The organism is Streptomyces sp. NPDC029836 (assembly GCF_055574495.1).
The window spans coordinates 415,150-434,818 of record NZ_JBVHZI010000006.1 but is presented as its reverse complement, the minus strand read 5'-3'; the positions used below and the strand labels follow the sequence as shown (position 1 = coordinate 434,818).

The window sequence follows — 19,669 nt, the reverse complement described above, 5'->3', positions numbered from 1 at the left end:
CGGCCCGTACGGCACCAAAAGTCAACGGAATTCAGCGGAAGAACGCGACACGCATCGTGCGCCTCCTGTGCGCCCTATGTCGCGGGAGAACCTTCCTTCGATACGCTGTACTTACATCCGCCACCGCGCATATGACGCGGTGCTGCCCCAAGGGCCTTCGGGTGTCGTACGTTCTCCAGTACATTCGCAGCGAAGATCCCGCACCGTCACCAGATCTCGCACAGTCACAAGGAGTGTCATCGACCGATGGCAGGTCCAGCGTTCCGCGCCGCCGCCGTACGAGTGCGCGTCCCCGCCAGTAGTGCCAACCTCGGCCCCGGCTTCGATGCCCTCGGCCTGGCTCTGGGGCTCTACGACGACGTGGTCGTCCGCGTCGCCGACTCCGGCCTGAACATCGACATCGCCGGTGAGGGCGCCGACACCCTCCCGCGGGACGAGAGCCACCTCCTCGTACGTTCCATGCGCACCGCCTTCGACCTGCTGGGCGGCCAGCCGCGCGGCCTCGAGGTCGTCTGCGCCAACCGCATCCCGCACGGTCGCGGCCTCGGTTCCTCCTCCGCCGCGATCTGCGCCGGCATCGTCGCCGCCCGCGCCGTGACCATAGGCGGCGAGACGCGGCTCGACGACGCGGCGCTGCTGGAGCTCGCCACGGAGATCGAGGGACACCCCGACAACGTCGCCGCCTGTCTGCTCGGCGGCTTCACCCTGGCCTGGATGGACGGGGGCAGCGCCAAGGCGATCCGTATGGACCCTGCGGATTCCATCGTTCCGGTGGTCTTCGTCCCGTCCAAGCCGGTCCTGACCGAGACCGCGCGAGGACTGCTGCCGCGCAGCGTCCCGCACGTGGACGCGGCGGCGAACGCGGGCCGCGCGGGCCTGCTCGTGGAGGCCCTGACCAGGCGTCCCGAGTTCCTGCTGCCCGCCACCGAGGACCGGCTGCACCAGGAGTACCGGGCTCCGGCGATGCCCGAGAGCGTGGCACTCGTGAACCGGCTGCGGGCGGACGGCATCCCCGCGGTCATCTCCGGCGCGGGCCCCACGGTCCTCGCGCTGGTCGACAACGACGCGGCCGACAAGGTCGCGCGGCTCGCCGGCGAGGGGTGGGCGGCCAACCGGCTCGCACTCGACGCCGCGGGCGCGAGCGTCCTTCCGCTGGGCCCCCAGGGAGTCCAGTCCGTGTCCCGGTGACACGGCCCTCCGGGGCGGGCGGCCAGGGCAGGCCGGCCGCTCCGGACGGGGTGACAGCCGGTGATTGAGAGGGGGAATATCTGTTGGATCCGGTAGTGTTAGTCTCGAGTGCGCATCCGAAGCCGCCATGGCTCGGTGCTCAGTGTCCCCGTTCGGGACCACCTTTCTTCCGGGAGCCTCCCCGACTGCTTTGATCGCTGCCAGCAGTTTCGAGCACGCTCCGGAATCGGAATCGGCGTGACATTCCCACGCTTCCAGCTCGGGGGCTTCTCGCCGGAACCACCCATGCACGTTTCTCTCCGCCGTATCTCTATCGGCGGACCACCGCCCCGGCCGCGGCCCATGACCCATCAGGTCCTGGTCCGTTGTCGGACAGCACAACCGGTCGCCGAGCCAGACAGGCCGACGTCCGCTCCAGGGAAGGACCCTTCGTGAGCGACACCACCGATCTGATGGGCGCTGCCGACACCAACGTCGACACCAGTGCCCCCGCCGCGGGCGCCGCGGCTGCTCCGGGACGGCGACGCCGCTCCGGCACCGGCCTGGACGGCATGGTCCTGGCCGAGCTTCAGCAGGTCGCGTCGGGCCTCGGCATCAGGGGCACCGCGCGGATGCGCAAGAGCCAGCTGATCGAGGTCATCAAGGAAACCCAGGGCGGCGGCAGCGCCCCCAAGGCCGCGGCCCCCGCCGCCGACGCCGCCGAGGCCAAGCCGAAGCGCCGCGCCACCAGCAAGGCCCGTACGGGTGAGACCGCCGTGCAGGCGCCCGCCGAGAAGGCGGCCGACCAGCCCGCCGTCCAGGCGCAGATCGACATCCCCGGCCAGCCCGCGGGGGCCCCCTCCCGCGCGAGCGAGGCGGAGGACGCACCGGCCGGCGAGCGCCGTCGGCGTCGCGCCACCGCGCCCTCCGGCAGCCCGGAGGTGACGGCCCCGGCCGTCGTGCAGGTCGAGCAGAAGATCGAGACGGCTCCGGCCGCGCAGTCGGAGACCAAGGCCGAGGCGGCCACCGTCGCCGCCCAGGGCCAGTCCCCGGAGGCCGGCGAGGGCCGTACCCGCCGCGACCGTCGTGACCGCGGCGAGCGGGGCGAGCGTGCCGAGCGCGGCGACCGCCAGCAGGGCCGTCGCGAGCGCGGCGCCAAGGCCGACGACCAGGGCCAGGCCCAGAGCCAGGGCCAGGGCGGTCAGGGTCAGGGCGGTGGTCGTCAGGACCGCGCCGAGCGCCAGGACCGTACGGACCGCGCCGACCGTCAGCAGCAGGGCGGCCGCGGCCAGGGCCAGGGCCAGGGCCAGCAGCAGGGCCGGCAGGACCGTCAGGACAACGGTCCGCAGGACGACTTCGACGGTGAGGACGGTCGTCGCGGCCGTCGTGGCCGCTACCGCGACCGCCGGGGCCGTCGTGGCCGCGACGAGTTCGCGCCGGCCGAGCCGCAGGTAGCCGACGACGACGTCCTGATCCCCGTCGCGGGCATCCTCGACATCCTCGACAACTACGCGTTCATCCGGACCTCGGGCTACCTGCCCGGCCCCAACGACGTGTACGTCTCCCTCGCCCAGGTCCGCAAGGCCGGTCTGCGCAAGGGTGACCACACCACCGGTGCCGTGCGCCAGCCCAAGGACGGCGAGCGCCGCGAGAAGTTCAACGCGCTGGTGCGCCTGGACTCCGTCAACGGCATGGCGCCCGAATCCGGCCGCGGCCGGCCGGAGTTCCAGAAGCTGACGCCGCTGTACCCGCAGGACCGGCTCCGTCTGGAGACCGACCCGGGCGTGCTGACCACCCGCATCATCGACCTCGTGTCGCCGATCGGTAAGGGCCAGCGAGGCCTGATCGTGGCCCCGCCGAAGACCGGCAAGACCATGATCATGCAGGCGATCGCCAACGCGATCACCGTCAACAACCCCGAGTGCCACCTGATGGTCGTCCTGGTCGACGAGCGTCCGGAAGAGGTCACCGACATGCAGCGGTCGGTCAAGGGCGAGGTCATCTCCTCGACCTTCGACCGTCCGGCCGAGGACCACACCACCGTCGCCGAGCTGGCCATCGAGCGCGCGAAGCGCCTCGTCGAGCTGGGTCACGACGTGGTCGTCCTGCTGGACTCCATCACCCGTCTGGGCCGCGCGTACAACCTCGCCGCCCCCGCCTCCGGCCGCATCCTGTCCGGTGGTGTCGACTCGACCGCGCTGTACCCGCCGAAGCGCTTCTTCGGTGCCGCGCGCAACATCGAGGACGGCGGCTCGCTGACCATCCTGGCCACCGCGCTGGTCGACACCGGCTCGCGCATGGACGAGGTGATCTTCGAGGAGTTCAAGGGCACCGGCAACATGGAGCTCAAGCTCGACCGCAAGCTCGCCGACAAGCGCATCTTCCCGGCCGTCGACGTCGACCCGTCGGGCACCCGCAAGGAGGAGATCCTCCTCAACGCGGAGGAGCTCGCCATCGTCTGGAAGCTGCGCCGAGTGCTGCACGCGCTCGACTCGCAGCAGGCGATCGAGCTGCTGCTCGACAAGATGAAGCAGACGAAGTCGAACGCCGAGTTCCTGATGCAGATCGCGAAGACCACGCCGGCGGGCAAGAACGACGACTGACCGCCGCCTTCGGGCTCCGCACCAACGGGACCGCCCCCACCGCGACAGCGGCGGGGGCGGTCCCGCGTTCGTGGTGCGGGAGCGCGTGGTCCCGTGCGTGACCCGTACGTCACCCCGTGCGACCTTCGCCACATTCGTGCCGTCCGGCGGGCGATCGGACCGGCCCCGCGGACCCCGGGGAAACCGCAGGTAAGGGGTACGTCACATCCCGTTCGTCCGGAGATGTCCCCACGACCCCCGGGCGGCCGGGGCGGTTCGGCGCCGGCGCCGGCCGTGGAACCCTGGGGGCCGCTCCGCCGTCTGAGTGAAGGGACAGCGGGAAGGCGCGCCGTACGGAGCGCGTACCGCAGCCAGGGGACTGAGGAGAGCATGAGCGAGGACAGCAGGGGTCGCGGCCGTCCGGCCGGGACCCGGCGGCGCAAACCGCCGCGGCGCAAGGGCCTCACCGTGGCCGCGTGGACCGCCGCCGGCGTGGTCCTGCTCGGCGGCACCGGCCTCGGATACGTCTACTTCAAGTTCAACGGCAACCTGAAGAGCGTCGACATCGACCAGGCCCTCGGCACGGACCGGCCGGTCAACGTCGACAACGGCTCGATGGACATCCTCGTCCTCGGCTCCGACTCCCGCGGCGGCGCCAACGCCGAGTACGGCAAGGACGACGGCGGATCCGCGCGCTCCGACACAGCGATGATCGTCCACCTCTACGAGGGCCACCAGAAGGCGAGCGTCATATCGATCCCGCGCGACACCATGGCCCCGCGCCCCAGCTGCGCCACCGCCAAGGGGAAGACCGACCCGGGTAGTTCGCGCTCGCAGTTCAACGAGGCGTTCACCATCGGCGGGGCCGCCTGCGCGGTGAAGACCGTCGAGAAGATGTCGGGGATCCGCATGGACCACTACATCGAGGTCGACTTCACCGGCTTCAAGAAGATCGTCGACAACCTCGGCGGCGTCGAGGTGACGACGACGAAGCCCATCAAGGACGACTACAGCCACCTCGACCTCCCGCCCGGCACCAACAAGCTCAACGGGGAGCAGGCCCTCGGGCTGGTCCGCACCCGCAAGAGCGTCGGCGACGGCGGCGACCTCGGTCGAATACAGCTCCAGCAGGCCTTCATGAAGGCGCTGATCAAGCAGGTCAAGGGCATCGGGGTGTTCGACAACCCCAAGCGGCTGCTCGGCCTCGCCGACTCCGCGACCAAGGCGATCACCACCGACCGGGCACTCGGCGACGTGAAGTCCCTCATGGGCTTCGCCCAGGGACTCCAGGGCATCGACTCCGAGGACATGAACATGATCACCCTGCCGGTGACCACGGACCCGCGGGACGTGAACCGGGTCGTGCCGCTCACCAAGGAGTCCAAGATGGTCTGGGACGCGCTGCTCGCGGACCGGCCGATACCGGCCGAGGCCACCGCCGAGTCCGTGGGGGACAAGGGCGGCGCGGCCGGGATCGTGCGCTAGCGGGGCGGTAGCGGGAGGCGCGTGCGGTCGGTTGGCGAGCGGCCGGGAGGCTGTCCGGAGCCGACCCGGAGTCGGCCGGAATAGATGCCGGCCCCGTGCCGTTGAGGGGAGCGTCCTCAGAATTTTGACAGGCGGCCCGGTCCTGGCAGACTGGTCTGTCGGCCCCGGTTCACGCAGTGCGCAATTCGGCTCCTGCGACCCGGCGCCCTCCCGAAACTAGGAGACACCTTGAAGCGCGAAGTTCACCCCGAGTATGTCGAGACCCAGGTCAGCTGCACCTGTGGCGCGTCGTTCACCACCCGTAGCACCCTCACCGAGGGCACCATCCGTGCCGAGGTCTGCTCCGAGTGCCACCCGTTCTACACGGGCAAGCAGAAGATCCTCGACACCGGTGGCCGTGTGGCCCGCTTCGAGGCCCGCTTCGGCAACAAGGGTGCGGCCAAGAAGTAGCGCGACCCAGGCGCCGGTCTCCGGCCGCCCCCTGTCCACGCGGGGGCGGCCGGACCGGCGCCTTTGTCGTCGCCCACCCACGCCAGCCCTTTTTTTTGACTTTCACCACAGGAGCCCCCGATGTTCGAGGCGGTCGAGGAACTGATCGGCGAGCACGCCGACCTTGAGGAGAAGCTCGCCGACCCGTCGGTCCACTCCGATCAGGCCAACGCGCGCAAGCTGAACAAGCGCTACGCGGAGCTGACCCCGATCGTGGCCACCTTCCGCGCCTGGAAGCAGTCGAACGAGGACATCGAGGCGGCCAAGGAGTTCGCGGCCGACGACCCCGACTTCCACGCCGAGGTCAAGGAACTGAGCGCCCAGCGCGAGGAGCTCACCGAGAAGCTCCGCCTGCTGCTCGTTCCGCGCGACCCCAGTGACGACAAGGACGTGCTCCTGGAGGTCAAGGCCGGAGCCGGCGGCGACGAGTCCGCCCTCTTCGCCGGCGACCTGCTGCGCATGTACCTGCGCTACGCCGAGCGCGTGGGCTGGAAGACCGAGATCATCGACGCCACCGAGTCCGAGCTCGGCGGCTACAAGGACGTCCAGGTCTCCGTCCGGACCAAGGGCGGCAACGGGGCGACCGAGCCCGGCCAGGGCGTGTGGGCCCGGCTGAAGTACGAGGGCGGCGTGCACCGCGTCCAGCGCGTGCCGGCCACCGAATCCCAGGGCCGCATCCACACCTCCGCCGCCGGCGTGCTCGTCACCCCGGAGGCCGAGGAGGTCGAGGTCGAGGTCAACATGAGCGACCTGCGCATCGACGTGTACCGCTCCTCCGGCCCCGGCGGCCAGTCCGTCAACACCACCGACTCGGCCGTGCGCATCACGCACCTGCCGACCGGTGTGGTCGCCTCCTGCCAGAACGAGAAGAGCCAGCTCCAGAACAAGGAGCAGGCCATGCGCATCCTGCGGTCGCGCCTGCTGGCCGCCGCCCAGGAAGCCGCCGAACAGGAAGCGTCCGACGTGCGCCGCAGCCAGGTGCGCAGCGTGGACCGGTCCGAGAAGATCCGTACGTACAACTATCCGGAAAACCGGATCTCGGACCACCGGACCGGGTTCAAGGCGTACAACTTGGACCAGGTGCTCGACGGCGACCTCGACTCGGTCATCCAGGCCTGTGTCGACACGGATTCCGCCGCCAAGCTCGCCGCCGCGCACTGATCACCGCCTGATTCCCGCACCACCCCCCGTACGACAGCAGCCCGGAGGACCAGCGTGAACTTGCTGCTTGCCGAGGTGGCCCAGGCCACCCAGCGGCTGGCCGCCGCCGGCGTGCCCTCACCGCGCTTCGACGCGGAGGAACTCGCGGCCTTCGTGCACGGCGTCAAGCGGGGGGAACTGCACCACGTCAAGGACACGGACTTCGACGCCCGCTACTGGGAGGCCGTCGCCCGCCGCGAGGCCCGTGAGCCGCTCCAGCACATCACCGGCCGCGCCTTCTTCCGCTACCTGGAGCTCCAGGTCGGACCCGGGGTGTTCGTGCCCCGGCCCGAGACCGAGTCGGTCGTGGACTGGGCCATACAGGCCGTCCGGGCGATGGACGTCGTCGAGCCGCTGATCGTGGACCTGTGCACCGGCTCCGGAGCCATCGCGCTGGCCATGGCCCAGGAGGTGCCGCGCTCGCGCGTGCACGCCGTCGAGCTGTCCGAGGACGCCCTGCGCTGGACCCGCAAGAACGCCGAGGGCTCCCGGGTCAGCGTCCACCAGGGCGACGCGCTGAGCGCGCTGCCCGAGCTGGACGGGCAGGTCGACCTGGTCATCTCCAACCCGCCGTACATCCCGCTCACCGAGTGGGAGTACGTCGCCCCCGAGGCCCGGGACCACGATCCCGAGATGGCGCTGTTCTCCGGGGAGGACGGTCTCGACACCATCCGCGGCATCGAGCGCACCGCCCACCGGCTGCTGCGGCCCGGCGGGATCGTGGTGATCGAGCACGCCGACACCCAGGGCGGCCAGGTGCCGTGGATCTTCGCCGACGAGCGCGGCTGGGCCGACTCGGCCGACCACCCCGACCTGAACAACCGGCCGCGCTTCGCGACCGCCCGCAAGGCCCTGCCGTGACCCGCACCACCCCCACCCCCGACACCACCCCGCTGCACGAGGAGGCCCGCTGATGGCCCGGCGATACGACTGCAACGACGCGACGGACCGCAAGACGGGCCTGCGCGAAGCCGCATCCGCCGTGCGCCGCGGCGAGCTCGTCGTGCTGCCCACCGACACCCTGTACGGGATCGGTGCGGACGCCTTCAGCGCGGAGGCCGTCGGTGACCTGCTCGCCGCCAAGGGCCGGGGCCGCAACATGCCCACGCCCGTGCTCATCGGCTCGCCGAACACCCTGCACGGGCTGGTCACCGACTTCTCCGAGCAGGCGTGGGAGCTCGTCGACGCCTTCTGGCCGGGCGGGCTGACCCTGGTCGCCAAGCACCAGCCGTCGCTGGCGTGGGACCTCGGCGAGACCCGCGGCACGGTCGCCGTACGCATGCCGCTGCACCCCGTCGCGATCGAGCTGCTGACCGAGGTCGGTCCGATGGCGGTGTCCTCGGCGAACCTGTCCGGGCACCCGGCGCCCGAGGACTGCGACGCGGCGCGCGAGATGCTCGGCGACTCCGTGTCCGTGTACCTGGACGGCGGACCGACCCCGAGCACGCTGCCCTCGTCGATCGTCGACGTCACCGGGAAGGTTCCCGTCCTGCTGCGCGAGGGCGCCCTGACCGCCGAGCAGCTCCGGGAGGTCGTACCCGACCTTGAGGTAGCTCCGTGAGCCCTCAGGGGCGTGGCATAGCAAGCGGGCCCTTTCCGGCGGCGGCTTCGGGCTCGGCCTTCCGCATACTCCACGTCAGCACGGGCAACGTGTGCCGCTCGCCCATCACCGAGCGGCTGACGCGGCACGCCCTGTCGCACCGGCTGGGCGGCATCCCGGCCGGTGACCTCATCGTGGAGAGCGCCGGTACGTGGGGCCACGAGGGTGCGCCGATGGAGGCCAACGCCGCCGCCGTCCTCGCGGACTTCGGGGCGGACGCCTCCGGTTTCACCGGGCGCGAGCTGCTGGACGAGCACGTCATACGCGCCGACCTGGTGCTGACCGCCACCCGGGACCACCGGGCCCAGGTCATCTCGATGGGGCACTCGGCGGGGCTGCGGACCTTCACGCTGAAGGAGTTCACCCGGCTGGTGCGGGCCATAGACCCGGCCACGCTGCCCCCGCTGGACGACGGCATGGCGGAGCGGGCCCGGGCCCTGGTACGGGCGGCCGCCGCGCTGCGCGGCTGGCTGCTGGCCCCTTCCCCCGACGCGGACGAGGTCTACGACCCGTACGGCGCCCCCATCACCTTCTTCCGCTCGATCGGCGACGAGATCAACCAGGCGCTGGACCCCGTGGTCACGGCCCTGACGGGCGTCACCGCCGCCCGTTAGGCGGGTGAGGGCCGGCGACTCCGCGCGGTGAACGGGTGGGCGCGGGGCTCGGGCGGGGCGGGGGCGCGCGAGGGGCGAGGTCGGCCGGGCGCGCCTACAGTGGCTGTACCCCGGTACCCCTGGAGTCCTGCCATGAGCGTCATCACGCAGCCGACGGACCTGCTCCGGCAGCAGGACCCGCAGATGGCCGACGTCCTCGCGGGGGAGGCCCGGCGCCAGGCCGAGACGCTCCAGCTGAGCGCCGCCGAGAACTTCACCTCCGACGCGGTGCTCGCCGCGCTCGGCTCCGCGCTCGCCAACAAGTACGCCGAGGGTTATCCCGGCGCCCGCCACCACGGGGGCTGCGAGTACGCGGACCTGGCCGAAGGCATCGCGGTGGACCGGGCCAAGGCCCTGTTCGGCGTCGAGCACGCGAACGTGCAACCGCACTCCGGATCCTCCGCCGTGCTGGCCGCCTACGCCGCGCTGCTGCGACCCGGCGACACGGTGCTGGCCATGGGATTGGCGTACGGCGGGCACCTGACGCACGGTTCGGCCGCCAACTTCTCCGGCCGCTGGTTCGACTTCGTCGGGTACGGCGTGGACGGCGAAACCGGGCTCATCGACTACGAGCAGGTGCAGGAGCTGGCTCGAACCCATCGCCCCAAGGCCATCGTGTGCGGCTCGATCTCCTACCCCCGCCACCCCGAGTACTCGGCCTTCCGCGAGATCGCCGACGAGGTGGGCGCCTTCCTCATCGCCGACGCCGCGCACCCGATCGGGCTCGTCGCGGGCGGCGCGGCGCCCAGCCCCGTCCCGTACGCCGACCTCGTCTGCGCCACCACGCACAAGGTGCTCCGGGGGCCGCGCGGCGGGATGATCCTGTGCGGGGCCGAGTTCGCCGAGCGCGTCGACCGGGCGGTGTTCCCCTTCACCCAGGGCGGCGCCCAGATGCACACCATCGCCGCGAAGGCGGTGGCGTTCGGGGAGGCGGCCGACCCGGCCTACGTCGGCTACGCGCACCGGGTCGTCGCCAACGCCCGCACCCTCGCCCGGGCCCTGGAGGACCACGGCTTCGCCGTCACCACCGGCGGCACCGACACCCACCTGATCACCGCCGACCCGGCGCCGCTCGCCGCCGACGGGCCGACCGCGCGGGGCCGGCTCGCCGCCGCCGGGATCGTCCTCGACACCTGCGCCCTTCCGTACGGGGACCGGCGCGGGATCCGCCTCGGTACCGCCGCGGTCACCACGCAGGGCATGGGGGAGTCCGAGATGACCCGGATCGCGGACCTGTTCGCCGCCGCGCTGCGCGGGGACGGCGCGGGGATCCGGGCGGAGGTCGCCGACCTGACCCGAGGATTTCCCCCGTACGGGGCGTAACCGGGAGAAGAAGGGCGTAGCGCAACCGGGGAGGGTCCTTGCCGCGTCCTCTTCACCGGTGACATCGAGGCTAATGTGTGGGGCTGAGATGGCCGGCGATACATCTGGGGCAGCCCGTGCGTGAATACCTGCTGACGCTTTGCGTCACGGTCGCGGTGACCTACCTGCTGACCGGGCCCGTGCGGAAGTTCGCGATCGCGGCCGGGGCCATGCCGGAGATCCGCGCCCGCGACGTGCACCGCGAGCCCACACCACGGCTCGGCGGCATCGCCATGTTCGGTGGCCTGTGCGCCGGCCTGCTCGTCGCCGACCACCTGCGCAACCTCAACGGCGTCTTCGAGCTGTCGAACGAACCGCGGGCGCTGCTCTCGGGAGCGGCGTTGATCTGGCTGGTCGGCGTCCTGGACGACAAGTTCGAGATCGACGCCCTGATCAAGCTCGGCGCGCAGATGATCGCCGCGGGCGTGATGGTCATCCAGGGTCTGACGATCCTGTGGATCCCCGTCCCCGGCATCGGCACGGTCGCCCTCACCCAGTGGCAGGGCAACCTGCTGACCGTGGCCCTCGTGGTGATCACCATCAACGCGGTGAACTTCGTGGACGGCCTCGACGGCCTGGCCGCCGGCATGGTCTGCATCGCGGCGACGGCGTTCTTCCTCTACGGCTACCGCATCTGGTTCGGCTACGGCATCGAGGCGGCCGCCCCGGCGACGCTGTTCGCGGCGATCCTGATGGGCATGTGCATCGGCTTCCTACCGCACAACATGCATCCGGCCCGGATCTTCATGGGCGACTCCGGCTCGATGCTCATCGGCCTGGTGCTGGCCGCCGCGGCCATCTCCATGACGGGTCAGGTCGACCCGGACGCCATGGCCCTCTTCGCGGGCGGCGAGCGCAACGCGACGCACGCGATGCTCCCGGTCTTCATGCCGCTGCTGCTGCCGCTGACGATCATCGCGATCCCGATGGCGGACCTGGTCCTGGCCATCGTCCGGCGCACCTGGAACGGCCAGTCGCCGTTCGCCGCCGACCGCGGGCACCTGCACCACAGGCTGCTGGAACTCGGGCATTCCCACAGCCGCGCCGTACTCATCATGTACTTCTGGTCGGGCCTGATCGCCTTCGGCGCCGTGGCCTACTCGGTGCACTCGACCTCGATGTGGATCGTCCTGGCCATCGCGGCGCTGAGCGCCCTGGGACTCGTCCTGCTCCTGCTGCCGCGGTTCACGCCGCGCGCCCCGCGCTGGGCGGAGGGCCTGGTCCCGCCGCGCTACCGGCACGCGGCCCGGGCCGCCGAGGCCGCGGCGGAGGCCGCCGTACGGGAGGACGAGGGCGCGGAGCCGCCGGCTCCGCGGCCCGTCGCCGTGGGGGTCTCGGGCGTCAACGGGGCGACTGCCGTAGGCCCCCGTTCGCGCCTTCCCGACCGGCGTAAGGCCGGATCCGCGCGCTGACCCGTCGGGCACATGTCCGACATGGAACCCCTTTACCAGACAACCTGCCGTCATGTCCTGCACACACGCGCAGGGTCACTCTCATGTGTGACAGTCAGCACACCGAACAGGTAAAGCTCTCATCAAATAGTTTGTGATACCGTTCACTAAACCCGGCGACAGAGCCGAAGGACCGTAGTGCGACGGTCCATCGGCCCGAGGCTCTCACTCGGCCCGGGCTTACGCTCGTCCCGTACGAGTCCCGTTACCCCCACCATCACGCGGAGCCATGCGCCATGCTGTCCGATGACGCCCGATCCCTTCTGCAAACCGTTGTGCCCACCGCTGCCGTCGGCGTCATCGCCGCAGTTGTCAGTGGCGTGGTCGCGGGCGGCAAGGGGGCGATCGGCGCGATCGCGGCCACGATCGTCGTGATGTTGTTCATGGGTATCGGATTCGTCATCCTGCAGCGGACGGCACGATCGCTGCCGCATCTCTTCCAGATGATGGGTCTGGCGCTCTACACGACCCAGATCCTGCTGCTCTTCGTCTTCGTCGCCGTGTTCCAGAACACGACGCTGTTCAATCCCAGGGCATTCGCGATCACCATCGTCGTGGCGACCCTTGCTTGGATCGCCGCGCAGACGCGCGCGCACATGAAGGCCAAGATCCTTTACGTCGAGCCCGAGTCCGCGAAGCGTGACAAGGGTGAGAAGCCCAAGAACACGGGGTCCTCGTCGTGAACGGTAGGGGCGGAATAAGTGCGCGTTCGAGATGCTGCTATCGTCCGGTGCCAACTGCGGCAACGCGGGCGCGGGCAGCCGAGCTGACGCCCGCTCAATCGCGAGGCTCACTGCCTGCAAGCCGCCCCCACATCCGTAAGACCAGTCCCGTGCCGAACCGCGGCTGTGCGCCGCGCCGACACAACGAGGTTGCCGTACCTATGCGCCACGCTGAAGGAGCCCGCGGTGAGTGCTGACCCGACGCAGGTGCTCGCCTTCGAGACCGATTGCCACATCTTCGACGGCTGTGGCTTCCCGGCTCCCGGCCTGCACTCGTTCCTGTTCGAGCCGATCTTCGGCGACATGGACGGAGCCGTCTACTTCAACAAGACGATGCTCCTGGCCCTGATCGGAACCGTCGTCATCGTCGGATTCTTCTGGGCCGCCTTCGCCAAGCCGAAGGTCGTTCCCGGGAAGCTCCAGATGGTCGCCGAAGCCGGCTACGACTTCGTGCGCCGCGGCATCGTCTACGAAACGATGGGCAAGAAGGAGGGCGAGAAGTACGTCCCCTTCATGGTCGCGACGTTCTTCTTCGTCTGGATCCTGAACCTCTGGTCGATCATTCCGCTCGCCCAGTTCCCGGTGACCTCGGTCATCGCGTACCCGGCCGGTCTGGCCCTGGTCATCTACGTCATGTGGATGTCGGTCACCTTCAAGCGCCACGGCTTCGTCGGCGGTCTGAAGAACCTCACGGGCTACGACAAGTCGCTCGGCGGGATCCTGCCGCTGGTCATGCTGATCGAGTTCTTCTCGAACGTGATCGTCCGCCCCTTCACGCACGCGGTCCGTCTCTTCGCGAACATGTTCGCGGGTCACACCCTGCTGCTGCTCTTCACGATCGCCAGCTGGTACCTGCTGAACGGGATCGGCATCGCCTACGCCGGCGTGTCCTTCGTGATGGTCATCGTGATGACCGCGTTCGAGCTCTTCATCCAGGCTGTCCAGGCCTACGTCTTCGTGCTGCTGGCCTGCAGCTTCCTCCAGGGCGCCGTCGCCGAGCACCACTGACCGCCGCCCCACCCCCAAACCATCAGTCGTCCGGTGGCCAACCCCCACCGGTCCATGAAAGAGAAGGAAGAACCGGCATGTCCGCTCTCCAGACCCTCGCTGCTGGCGTCGAAATCAAGGGCAACCTCGGCTCCATCGGCTACGGCCTCGCGGCCATCGGCCCCGGCGTCGGCGTCGGCATCATCTTCGGTAACGGCACCCAGGCGCTGGCCCGCCAGCCCGAGGCCGCCGGCCTGATCCGCGCCAACCAGATCCTCGGCTTCGCCTTCTGTGAGGCGCTCGCCCTCATCGGTCTGGTCATGCCGTTCGTCTACCCGACCTCCTGATCCCGGTAGCGAACAGACCCCTTAGACGGAAGGCACTGATGTGAACCCTCTGGTTCAGCTCGCGGCCACCGAGGCGGAAAACCCCCTCATCCCGCCGATCCCCGAGCTTGTCATCGGCCTGATCGCCTTTGTCATCGTCTTCGGTTTCCTCGCGAAGAAGCTGCTCCCGAACATCAACAAGGTTCTGGACGAGCGTCGCGCGGCCATCGAGGGTGGCATCGAGACGGCCGAAGCGCTTCAGGCCGAGGCTCAGAGCGCGCTGGAGCAGTACAAGGCCCAGCTCGCCGAAGCCCGGCACGAGGCCGCTCGCCTGCGCCAGGACGCGCTGGAGCAGGGCACTGCGCTCAAGGAAGAACTGCGCGCAGAGGGCCAGCGGCAGCGTGAGGAGATCATCGCTGCCGGTCACGCCCAGATCGCCGCGGACCGCAAGGCCGCGTCGCAGGCACTGCGTCAGGACGTGGGCAAGCTCGCCACGGACCTGGCCGGAAAGCTCGTCGGCGAGTCCCTCGAGGACCACGCCCGGCAGAGCCGCACCATCGACCGTTTCCTCAGCGAGCTTGAGGAGAAGGCCGCGTCGACTGGGGCTGCCCGATGAACGGAGCGAGCCGCGAGGCACTGGCCTCCGCGCGCGAGCGTCTCGACGCGCTGACGGACAACACGTCCGTCGACGCGACGAAGCTTGCCGGTGAGCTGGCTGCCGTCACCGCGCTGCTCGACCGTGAGGTCTCGCTGCGTCGGGTCATCACGGACCCGGCGCAGCCCGGCGAGGCCAAGGCCGAGCTGGTCGGGCGTCTGCTGGCCGGCCAGGTGGGCGGGGAAACCCTCGACCTGGTGTCCGGTATGGCGCGGTCGCGCTGGTCGCAGTCCCGTGACCTGGTGGACGCGCTGGAGGGGCTGGCGGCTTCCGCCGACCTCACCGCGGCCCAGCAGGGCGGCGCGCTCGACAACGTCGAGGACGAGGTCTTCCGCTTCGGCCGGATCGTCTCCTCGAACACCGAGCTGCGTGCGGCACTGACCGACCGTGCGGCCTCCGCCTCCGCCAAGAGCGAGCTGCTGCGCAGCCTGCTCGGCGGCAAGGCGAACGCCGTCACCGAGCGTCTGGTCGCCCGACTCGTCACGCACCCGCGTGGACGTAGCCTGGAAGCGGGACTCGAATCCCTTTCCACGCTCGCCGCCGAGCGCCGCAACCGCATGGTCGCCACCGTGACCAGCGCGGTTCCGCTCAGCGACGTGCAGAAGCAGCGTCTCGGCGCGGTGCTGGCCGAGCTCTACGGCCGCCAGATGCACCTCAACCTCGACGTGGACCCCACGGTCCTCGGCGGGATCACGGTGCGGGTCGCGGACGAGGTCATCGACGGCACCATCGCGGAGCGTCTCGCAGAGGCGTCCCGCCGCATGGCCGGCTGACCAGCCACCAATAGAACAACGCATTCCTAGCGGCCCGGTTGGGCCGTGCAGAACTTGCAGAAGATTCCTGGGGGTCGCCCCCAGACCCCTAAGAAGCTTCAGGCCCAACAAGGAGAGCAGGGAACCCAGATGGCGGAGCTCACGATCCGGCCGGAGGAGATCCGGGACGCACTGGAGAACTTTGTCCAGTCGTACCAGCCGGACGCGGCCTCGCGCGAGGAGGTCGGAACGGTCAGCGTTGCCGGCGACGGCATCGCGAAGGTGGAGGGTCTTCCCTCCGCCATGGCGAACGAGCTGCTGAAGTTCGAGGACGGCACCCTCGGTCTCGCCCTCAACCTCGACGAGCGCGAGATCGGCGCCGTCGTCCTCGGCGAGTTCAGCGGTATCGAGGAGGGCCAGCCGGTGCAGCGCACCGGTGAGGTGCTCTCCGTCGGCGTGGGCGAGGGTTACCTCGGCCGCGTCGTCGACCCGCTCGGCAACCCGATCGACGGTCTCGGCGAGATCGCGACCGAAGGCCGTCGCGCCCTGGAGCTGCAGGCCCCGGGCGTCATGGTCCGTAAGTCGGTGCACGAGCCGATGCAGACCGGCTACAAGGCCATCGACGCCATGGTGCCCGTCGGCCGTGGTCAGCGTCAGCTGATCATCGGTGACCGTCAGACCGGCAAGACCGCTCTGGCAGTCGACACGATCATCAACCAGCGCGACAACTGGCGCTCGGGCGACGTGAACAAGCAGGTTCGCTGCATCTACGTCGCCATCGGCCAGAAGGGCTCGACCATCGCGTCCGTTCGCGGCGCCCTGGAAGACGCCGGCGCGCTCGAGTACACGACGATCGTCGCCGCCCCGGCGTCCGACCCGGCCGGCTTCAAGTACCTGGCGCCGTACACCGGTTCGGCCATCGGCCAGCACTGGATGTACGCCGGCAAGCACGTCCTGATCATCTTCGACGACCTGTCGAAGCAGGCCGACGCCTACCGCGCCGTGTCGCTGCTGCTGCGCCGCCCGCCGGGCCGTGAGGCCTACCCGGGCGACGTCTTCTACTTGCACTCCCGTCTGCTGGAGCGCTGCGCGAAGCTCTCCGACGACATGGGTGCCGGTTCGATGACCGGTCTGCCGATCGTCGAGACCAAGGCGAACGACGTGTCGGCGTTCATCCCGACCAACGTCATCTCCATCACCGACGGCCAGTGCTTCCTGGAGTCCGACCTGTTCAACGCGGGCCAGCGCCCGGCGCTGAACGTCGGCATCTCGGTCTCCCGCGTCGGTGGCTCGGCCCAGCACAAGGCCATGAAGCAGGTTTCCGGCCGTCTGCGCCTGGACCTCGCCCAGTACCGCGAGCTGGAGGCGTTCGCCGCCTTCGGTTCCGACCTGGACGCCGCTTCGAAGGCTTCGCTGGAGCGCGGCAAGCGCCTGGTCGAGCTGCTGAAGCAGGGCCAGTACCAGCCGATGCCCGTCGAGGAGCAGGTCGTCTCCGTCTGGGCCGGTACCACCGGCAAGATGGACGACGTCCCGGTCGCCGACATCCGTCGCTTCGAGTCGGAGCTGCTGGAGCACCTGCGCCGCGAGCGCAAGGACCTCCTCACCTCCATCGCCGACGGCGGCAAGATGTCGGACGACACCCTGACGTCCATCGCCGACGCCATCGCCGGCTTCAAGCAGCAGTTCGAGACCTCGGACGGCAAGCTCCTGGGCGAGGACGCGCCGGCCGTCAACGTCTCCAAGTGACGACGGAAGGGACCTGACTCATGGGAGCGCAGCTCCGGGTCTACAAGCGTCGCATCCGTGCCGTCACGGCGACCAAGAAGATCACCAAGGCGATGGAAATGATCGCCGCCTCGCGCATCGTCAAGGCGCAGCGCAAGGTGGCGGCATCGATGCCGTACGCGACCGAGCTCACCCGTGCGGTGACCGCGGTGGCCACCGGCTCGAACACCAAGCACGCCCTGACCACCGAGGTCGAGGCGCCGGCGCGTGCCGCGGTCCTGCTCATCACGAGCGACCGCGGTCTGGCCGGCGGCTACTCCTCCAACGCCATCAAGCAGGCGGAGCGGCTCACCGAGCGGCTGCGCGGCGAGGGCAAGGAGGTCGACACGTTCATCGTCGGCCGTAAGGGTCTGGCCTACTTCGGCTTCCGCGAGCGCAAGGTCGCGGAGTCGTGGACCGGCTTCACCGACAGCCCGGCCTACTCCGACGCCAAGCGCGTCGCGGGGCCGCTGATCGAGGCCATCCAGAAGGAAACGGCCGAGGGTGGCGTCGACGAGCTGCACATCGTCTACACGGAATTCGTGTCGATGATGACGCAGAACGCGGTCGACGGCCGGATGCTGCCGCTCAGCCTCGACAAGGTCGAAGAAGAGTCCGGTGCGAAGGGCGAGATCCTTCCGCTGTTCGACTTCGAGCCGTCGGCGGAGGACGTCCTCGACGCCCTCCTGCCGCGCTACGTCGAGAGCCGCATCTACAACGCACTGCTGCAGTCGGCCGCTTCCGAGCACGCCGCCCGCCGCCGCGCGATGAAGTCGGCGACCGACAACGCCGGGGATCTCATCAAGAGCCTTTCCCGGCTTGCCAACGCGGCCCGCCAGGCCGAAATCACCCAGGAAATCAGCGAGATCGTCGGTGGCGCCAGCGCCATGGCCGACGCGACCGCGGGGAGTGACAAGTAATGACGACCTCTGTTGAGACGGCCGCCGCCACGGGCCGCGTCGCCCGGGTCATCGGCCCGGTCGTCGACGTGGAGTTCCCCGTCGACGCGATGCCCGAGATCTACAACGCGCTGAAGGTCCAGGTCGCCGACCCGGCCCAGGACGGCGAGCTCAAGACGCTGACCCTCGAAGTCGCCCAGCACCTGGGTGACGGCGTGGTCCGCGCGATCTCGATGCAGCCCACCGACGGTCTGGTCCGCCAGGCCCCGGTGACCGACACGGGCGAGGGCATCACCGTCCCCGTCGGTGACTTCACCAAGGGCAAGGTGTTCAACACCCTCGGTGAGGTGCTGAACTACCCGGAGGAGAACGCCAACGTCACCGAGCGTTGGCCGATCCACCGCAAGGCGCCCCGCTTCGACGAGCTCGAGTCGAAGACCGAGATGTTCGAGACCGGCGTCAAGGTCATCGACCTTCTCACCCCGTACGTCAAGGGTGGAAAGATCGGTCTGTTCGGTGGTGCCGGTGTCGGCAAGACCGTTCTGATCCAGGAAATGATCTACCGCGTCGCCAACAACCACGACGGTGTGTCGGTCTTCGCGGGCGTCGGTGAGCGTACCCGTGAGGGCAACGACCTCATCGAGGAGATGGCCGAGTCCGGCGTCATCGACAAGACGGCGCTCGTCTTCGGCCAGATGGACGAGCCGCCGGGCACGCGTCTGCGCGTCGCCCTGGCCGGTCTGACCATGGCGGAGTACTTCCGCGATGTGCAGAAGCAGGACGTGCTGTTCTTCATCGACAACATCTTCCGGTACACCCAGGCGGGTTCCGAGGTGTCGACGCTGCTCGGCCGCATGCCCTCCGCGGTGGGTTACCAGCCGAACCTGGCCGACGAGATGGGTCTCCTCCAGGAGCGCATCACCTCGACCCGTGGTCACTCGATCACCTCGATGCAGGCGATCTACGTCCCCGCGGACGACCTGACCGACCCGGCGCCGGCGACCACCTTCGCCCACCTCGACGCGACGACGGTTCTTTCCCGTCCGATCTCCGAGAAGGGCATCTACCCGGCCGTGGACCCGCTGGACTCGACGTCCCGCATCCTCGACCCGCGGTACATCGCGGCGGACCACTACGCCACGGCGATGCGCGTCAAGGGGATCCTGCAGAAGTACAAGGACCTCCAGGACATCATCGCGATCCTCGGTATCGACGAGCTGGGCGAGGAGGACAAGCTCGTTGTCCACCGTGCCCGTCGCGTCGAGCGCTTCCTGTCGCAGAACACCCACGTCGCCAAGCAGTTCACCGGTGTCGACGGTTCGGACGTTCCGCTGGAGGAGTCGATCACCGCGTTCAACGCGATCTGCGACGGTGACTACGACCACTTCCCCGAGCAGGCGTTCTTCCTGTGCGGTGGCATCGAGGACCTGAAGGCGAACGCCAAGGAGCTGGGCGTCTCCTAGTCGGCCGCGTTCTGCGGAACGCGCGTCTTCGAAGAACGAAAGGAGAGGGGCGGGGTACGTCCCGTCCCTCTCCCCACGCCCATTAGAATTTGACCAACACCCGGCTGACCCG

General features: G+C 69.6%; 18 protein-coding genes. All 18 read left to right on the top strand.

Annotated features, from left to right (window positions below; genetic code table 11):
- Positions 1–246: 246 nt before the first annotated feature.
- The 18 genes from thrB to atpD all read left to right on the top strand — a co-directional run bounded on the left by thrB (position 247) and on the right by atpD (position 19,557).
- Positions 247–1,188 carry a homoserine kinase gene (thrB, locus tag ACZ4XJ_RS20635; RefSeq protein ID WP_468496953.1) on the top strand — a complete coding sequence of 314 codons (942 nt, stop codon included), beginning with the start codon at positions 247–249 and terminating at the stop codon, positions 1,186–1,188.
- Between the two features lie 431 nt (positions 1,189–1,619).
- Positions 1,620–3,770 (top strand): transcription termination factor Rho, encoded by a 2,151-nt coding sequence (gene rho / locus ACZ4XJ_RS20630; protein WP_468496952.1) that lies wholly within the window; start codon positions 1,620–1,622, stop codon positions 3,768–3,770.
- Between the two features lie 369 nt (positions 3,771–4,139).
- On the top strand, positions 4,140–5,234 hold the full coding sequence (locus ACZ4XJ_RS20625; protein ID WP_362876958.1) for an LCP family protein: 1,095 nt from the start codon (positions 4,140–4,142) through the stop codon (positions 5,232–5,234).
- Positions 5,235–5,462: 228 nt separating this feature from the next.
- Positions 5,463–5,684 carry a 50S ribosomal protein L31 gene (rpmE, locus tag ACZ4XJ_RS20620; protein WP_362876957.1) on the top strand — a complete coding sequence of 74 codons (222 nt, stop codon included), beginning with the start codon at positions 5,463–5,465 and terminating at the stop codon, positions 5,682–5,684.
- Between the two features lie 120 nt (positions 5,685–5,804).
- A complete protein-coding gene (gene prfA / locus ACZ4XJ_RS20615; RefSeq protein WP_362876956.1) occupies positions 5,805–6,884 on the top strand; it encodes a peptide chain release factor 1 in 1,080 nt (359 codons plus the stop codon).
- A 54-nt stretch (positions 6,885–6,938) separates the two neighbouring features.
- A complete protein-coding gene (prmC, locus tag ACZ4XJ_RS20610) occupies positions 6,939–7,784 on the top strand; it encodes a peptide chain release factor N(5)-glutamine methyltransferase (protein ID WP_468496951.1) in 846 nt (281 codons plus the stop codon).
- A gap of 52 nt (positions 7,785–7,836) precedes the next feature.
- Entirely contained in the window at positions 7,837–8,484 is a 648-nt protein-coding gene (locus ACZ4XJ_RS20605; protein WP_356875577.1) for an L-threonylcarbamoyladenylate synthase, read from the top strand.
- The gene (locus ACZ4XJ_RS20600; protein WP_383986763.1) at positions 8,481–9,137 is read left to right on the top strand and encodes an arsenate reductase/protein-tyrosine-phosphatase family protein; all 657 of its coding nucleotides are present in this window, start codon (positions 8,481–8,483) and stop codon (positions 9,135–9,137) included. The genes ACZ4XJ_RS20605 and ACZ4XJ_RS20600 overlap by 4 nt, the downstream gene beginning before the upstream one ends.
- A gap of 132 nt (positions 9,138–9,269) precedes the next feature.
- Complete coding sequence (locus tag ACZ4XJ_RS20595) at positions 9,270–10,499, top strand: serine hydroxymethyltransferase (RefSeq protein WP_468496950.1); 1,230 nt, start codon at positions 9,270–9,272, stop codon at positions 10,497–10,499.
- 104 nt (positions 10,500–10,603) lie between these two features.
- A complete protein-coding gene (locus ACZ4XJ_RS20590; protein ID WP_383987088.1) occupies positions 10,604–11,950 on the top strand; it encodes an MraY family glycosyltransferase in 1,347 nt (448 codons plus the stop codon).
- Positions 11,951–12,225: 275 nt separating this feature from the next.
- The gene (locus tag ACZ4XJ_RS20585; protein ID WP_362876953.1) at positions 12,226–12,672 is read left to right on the top strand and encodes a hypothetical protein; all 447 of its coding nucleotides are present in this window, start codon (positions 12,226–12,228) and stop codon (positions 12,670–12,672) included.
- Between the two features lie 210 nt (positions 12,673–12,882).
- A complete protein-coding gene (gene atpB, locus ACZ4XJ_RS20580) occupies positions 12,883–13,719 on the top strand; it encodes a F0F1 ATP synthase subunit A (protein ID WP_362877009.1) in 837 nt (278 codons plus the stop codon).
- Positions 13,720–13,796: 77 nt separating this feature from the next.
- On the top strand, positions 13,797–14,045 hold the full coding sequence (locus ACZ4XJ_RS20575; protein ID WP_030008695.1) for an ATP synthase subunit c family protein: 249 nt from the start codon (positions 13,797–13,799) through the stop codon (positions 14,043–14,045).
- A 40-nt stretch (positions 14,046–14,085) separates the two neighbouring features.
- Positions 14,086–14,640 carry a F0F1 ATP synthase subunit B gene (locus ACZ4XJ_RS20570; protein ID WP_362876952.1) on the top strand — a complete coding sequence of 185 codons (555 nt, stop codon included), beginning with the start codon at positions 14,086–14,088 and terminating at the stop codon, positions 14,638–14,640.
- Positions 14,637–15,452 (top strand): F0F1 ATP synthase subunit delta, encoded by an 816-nt coding sequence (locus tag ACZ4XJ_RS20565; protein WP_468496949.1) that lies wholly within the window; start codon positions 14,637–14,639, stop codon positions 15,450–15,452. Before ACZ4XJ_RS20570 ends, ACZ4XJ_RS20565 begins: the two co-directional genes overlap by 4 nt.
- Positions 15,453–15,581: 129 nt before the next feature.
- Entirely contained in the window at positions 15,582–17,177 is a 1,596-nt protein-coding gene (gene atpA / locus ACZ4XJ_RS20560) for a F0F1 ATP synthase subunit alpha (protein ID WP_362876950.1), read from the top strand.
- 20 nt (positions 17,178–17,197) lie between these two features.
- On the top strand, positions 17,198–18,115 hold the full coding sequence (locus ACZ4XJ_RS20555) for a F0F1 ATP synthase subunit gamma (RefSeq protein ID WP_362876949.1): 918 nt from the start codon (positions 17,198–17,200) through the stop codon (positions 18,113–18,115).
- Complete coding sequence (atpD, locus tag ACZ4XJ_RS20550; RefSeq protein ID WP_362876948.1) at positions 18,115–19,557, top strand: F0F1 ATP synthase subunit beta; 1,443 nt, start codon at positions 18,115–18,117, stop codon at positions 19,555–19,557. Before ACZ4XJ_RS20555 ends, atpD begins: the two co-directional genes overlap by 1 nt.
- Positions 19,558–19,669: the final 112 nt, after the last annotated feature.

Bases quoted from the DNA above. Each gene is read 5' to 3' on its own strand.
- ACZ4XJ_RS20605 (WP_356875577.1), top strand. From the start codon at position 7,837: ATGGCCCGGCGATACGACTGCAACGACGCGACGGACCGCAAGACGGGC.
- ACZ4XJ_RS20555 (WP_362876949.1), top strand. From the start codon at position 17,198: ATGGGAGCGCAGCTCCGGGTCTACAAGCGTCGCATCCGTGCCGTCACG.
- ACZ4XJ_RS20625 (WP_362876958.1), top strand. From the start codon at position 4,140: ATGAGCGAGGACAGCAGGGGTCGCGGCCGTCCGGCCGGGACCCGGCGG.
- ACZ4XJ_RS20575 (WP_030008695.1), top strand. From the start codon at position 13,797: ATGTCCGCTCTCCAGACCCTCGCTGCTGGCGTCGAAATCAAGGGCAAC.
- atpD (WP_362876948.1), top strand. From the start codon at position 18,115: ATGACGACCTCTGTTGAGACGGCCGCCGCCACGGGCCGCGTCGCCCGG.
- ACZ4XJ_RS20595 (WP_468496950.1), top strand. From the start codon at position 9,270: ATGAGCGTCATCACGCAGCCGACGGACCTGCTCCGGCAGCAGGACCCG.
- ACZ4XJ_RS20585 (WP_362876953.1), top strand. From the start codon at position 12,226: ATGCTGTCCGATGACGCCCGATCCCTTCTGCAAACCGTTGTGCCCACC.
- ACZ4XJ_RS20565 (WP_468496949.1), top strand. From the start codon at position 14,637: ATGAACGGAGCGAGCCGCGAGGCACTGGCCTCCGCGCGCGAGCGTCTC.
- prfA (WP_362876956.1), top strand. From the start codon at position 5,805: ATGTTCGAGGCGGTCGAGGAACTGATCGGCGAGCACGCCGACCTTGAG.
- thrB (WP_468496953.1), top strand. From the start codon at position 247: ATGGCAGGTCCAGCGTTCCGCGCCGCCGCCGTACGAGTGCGCGTCCCC.
- atpA (WP_362876950.1), top strand. From the start codon at position 15,582: ATGGCGGAGCTCACGATCCGGCCGGAGGAGATCCGGGACGCACTGGAG.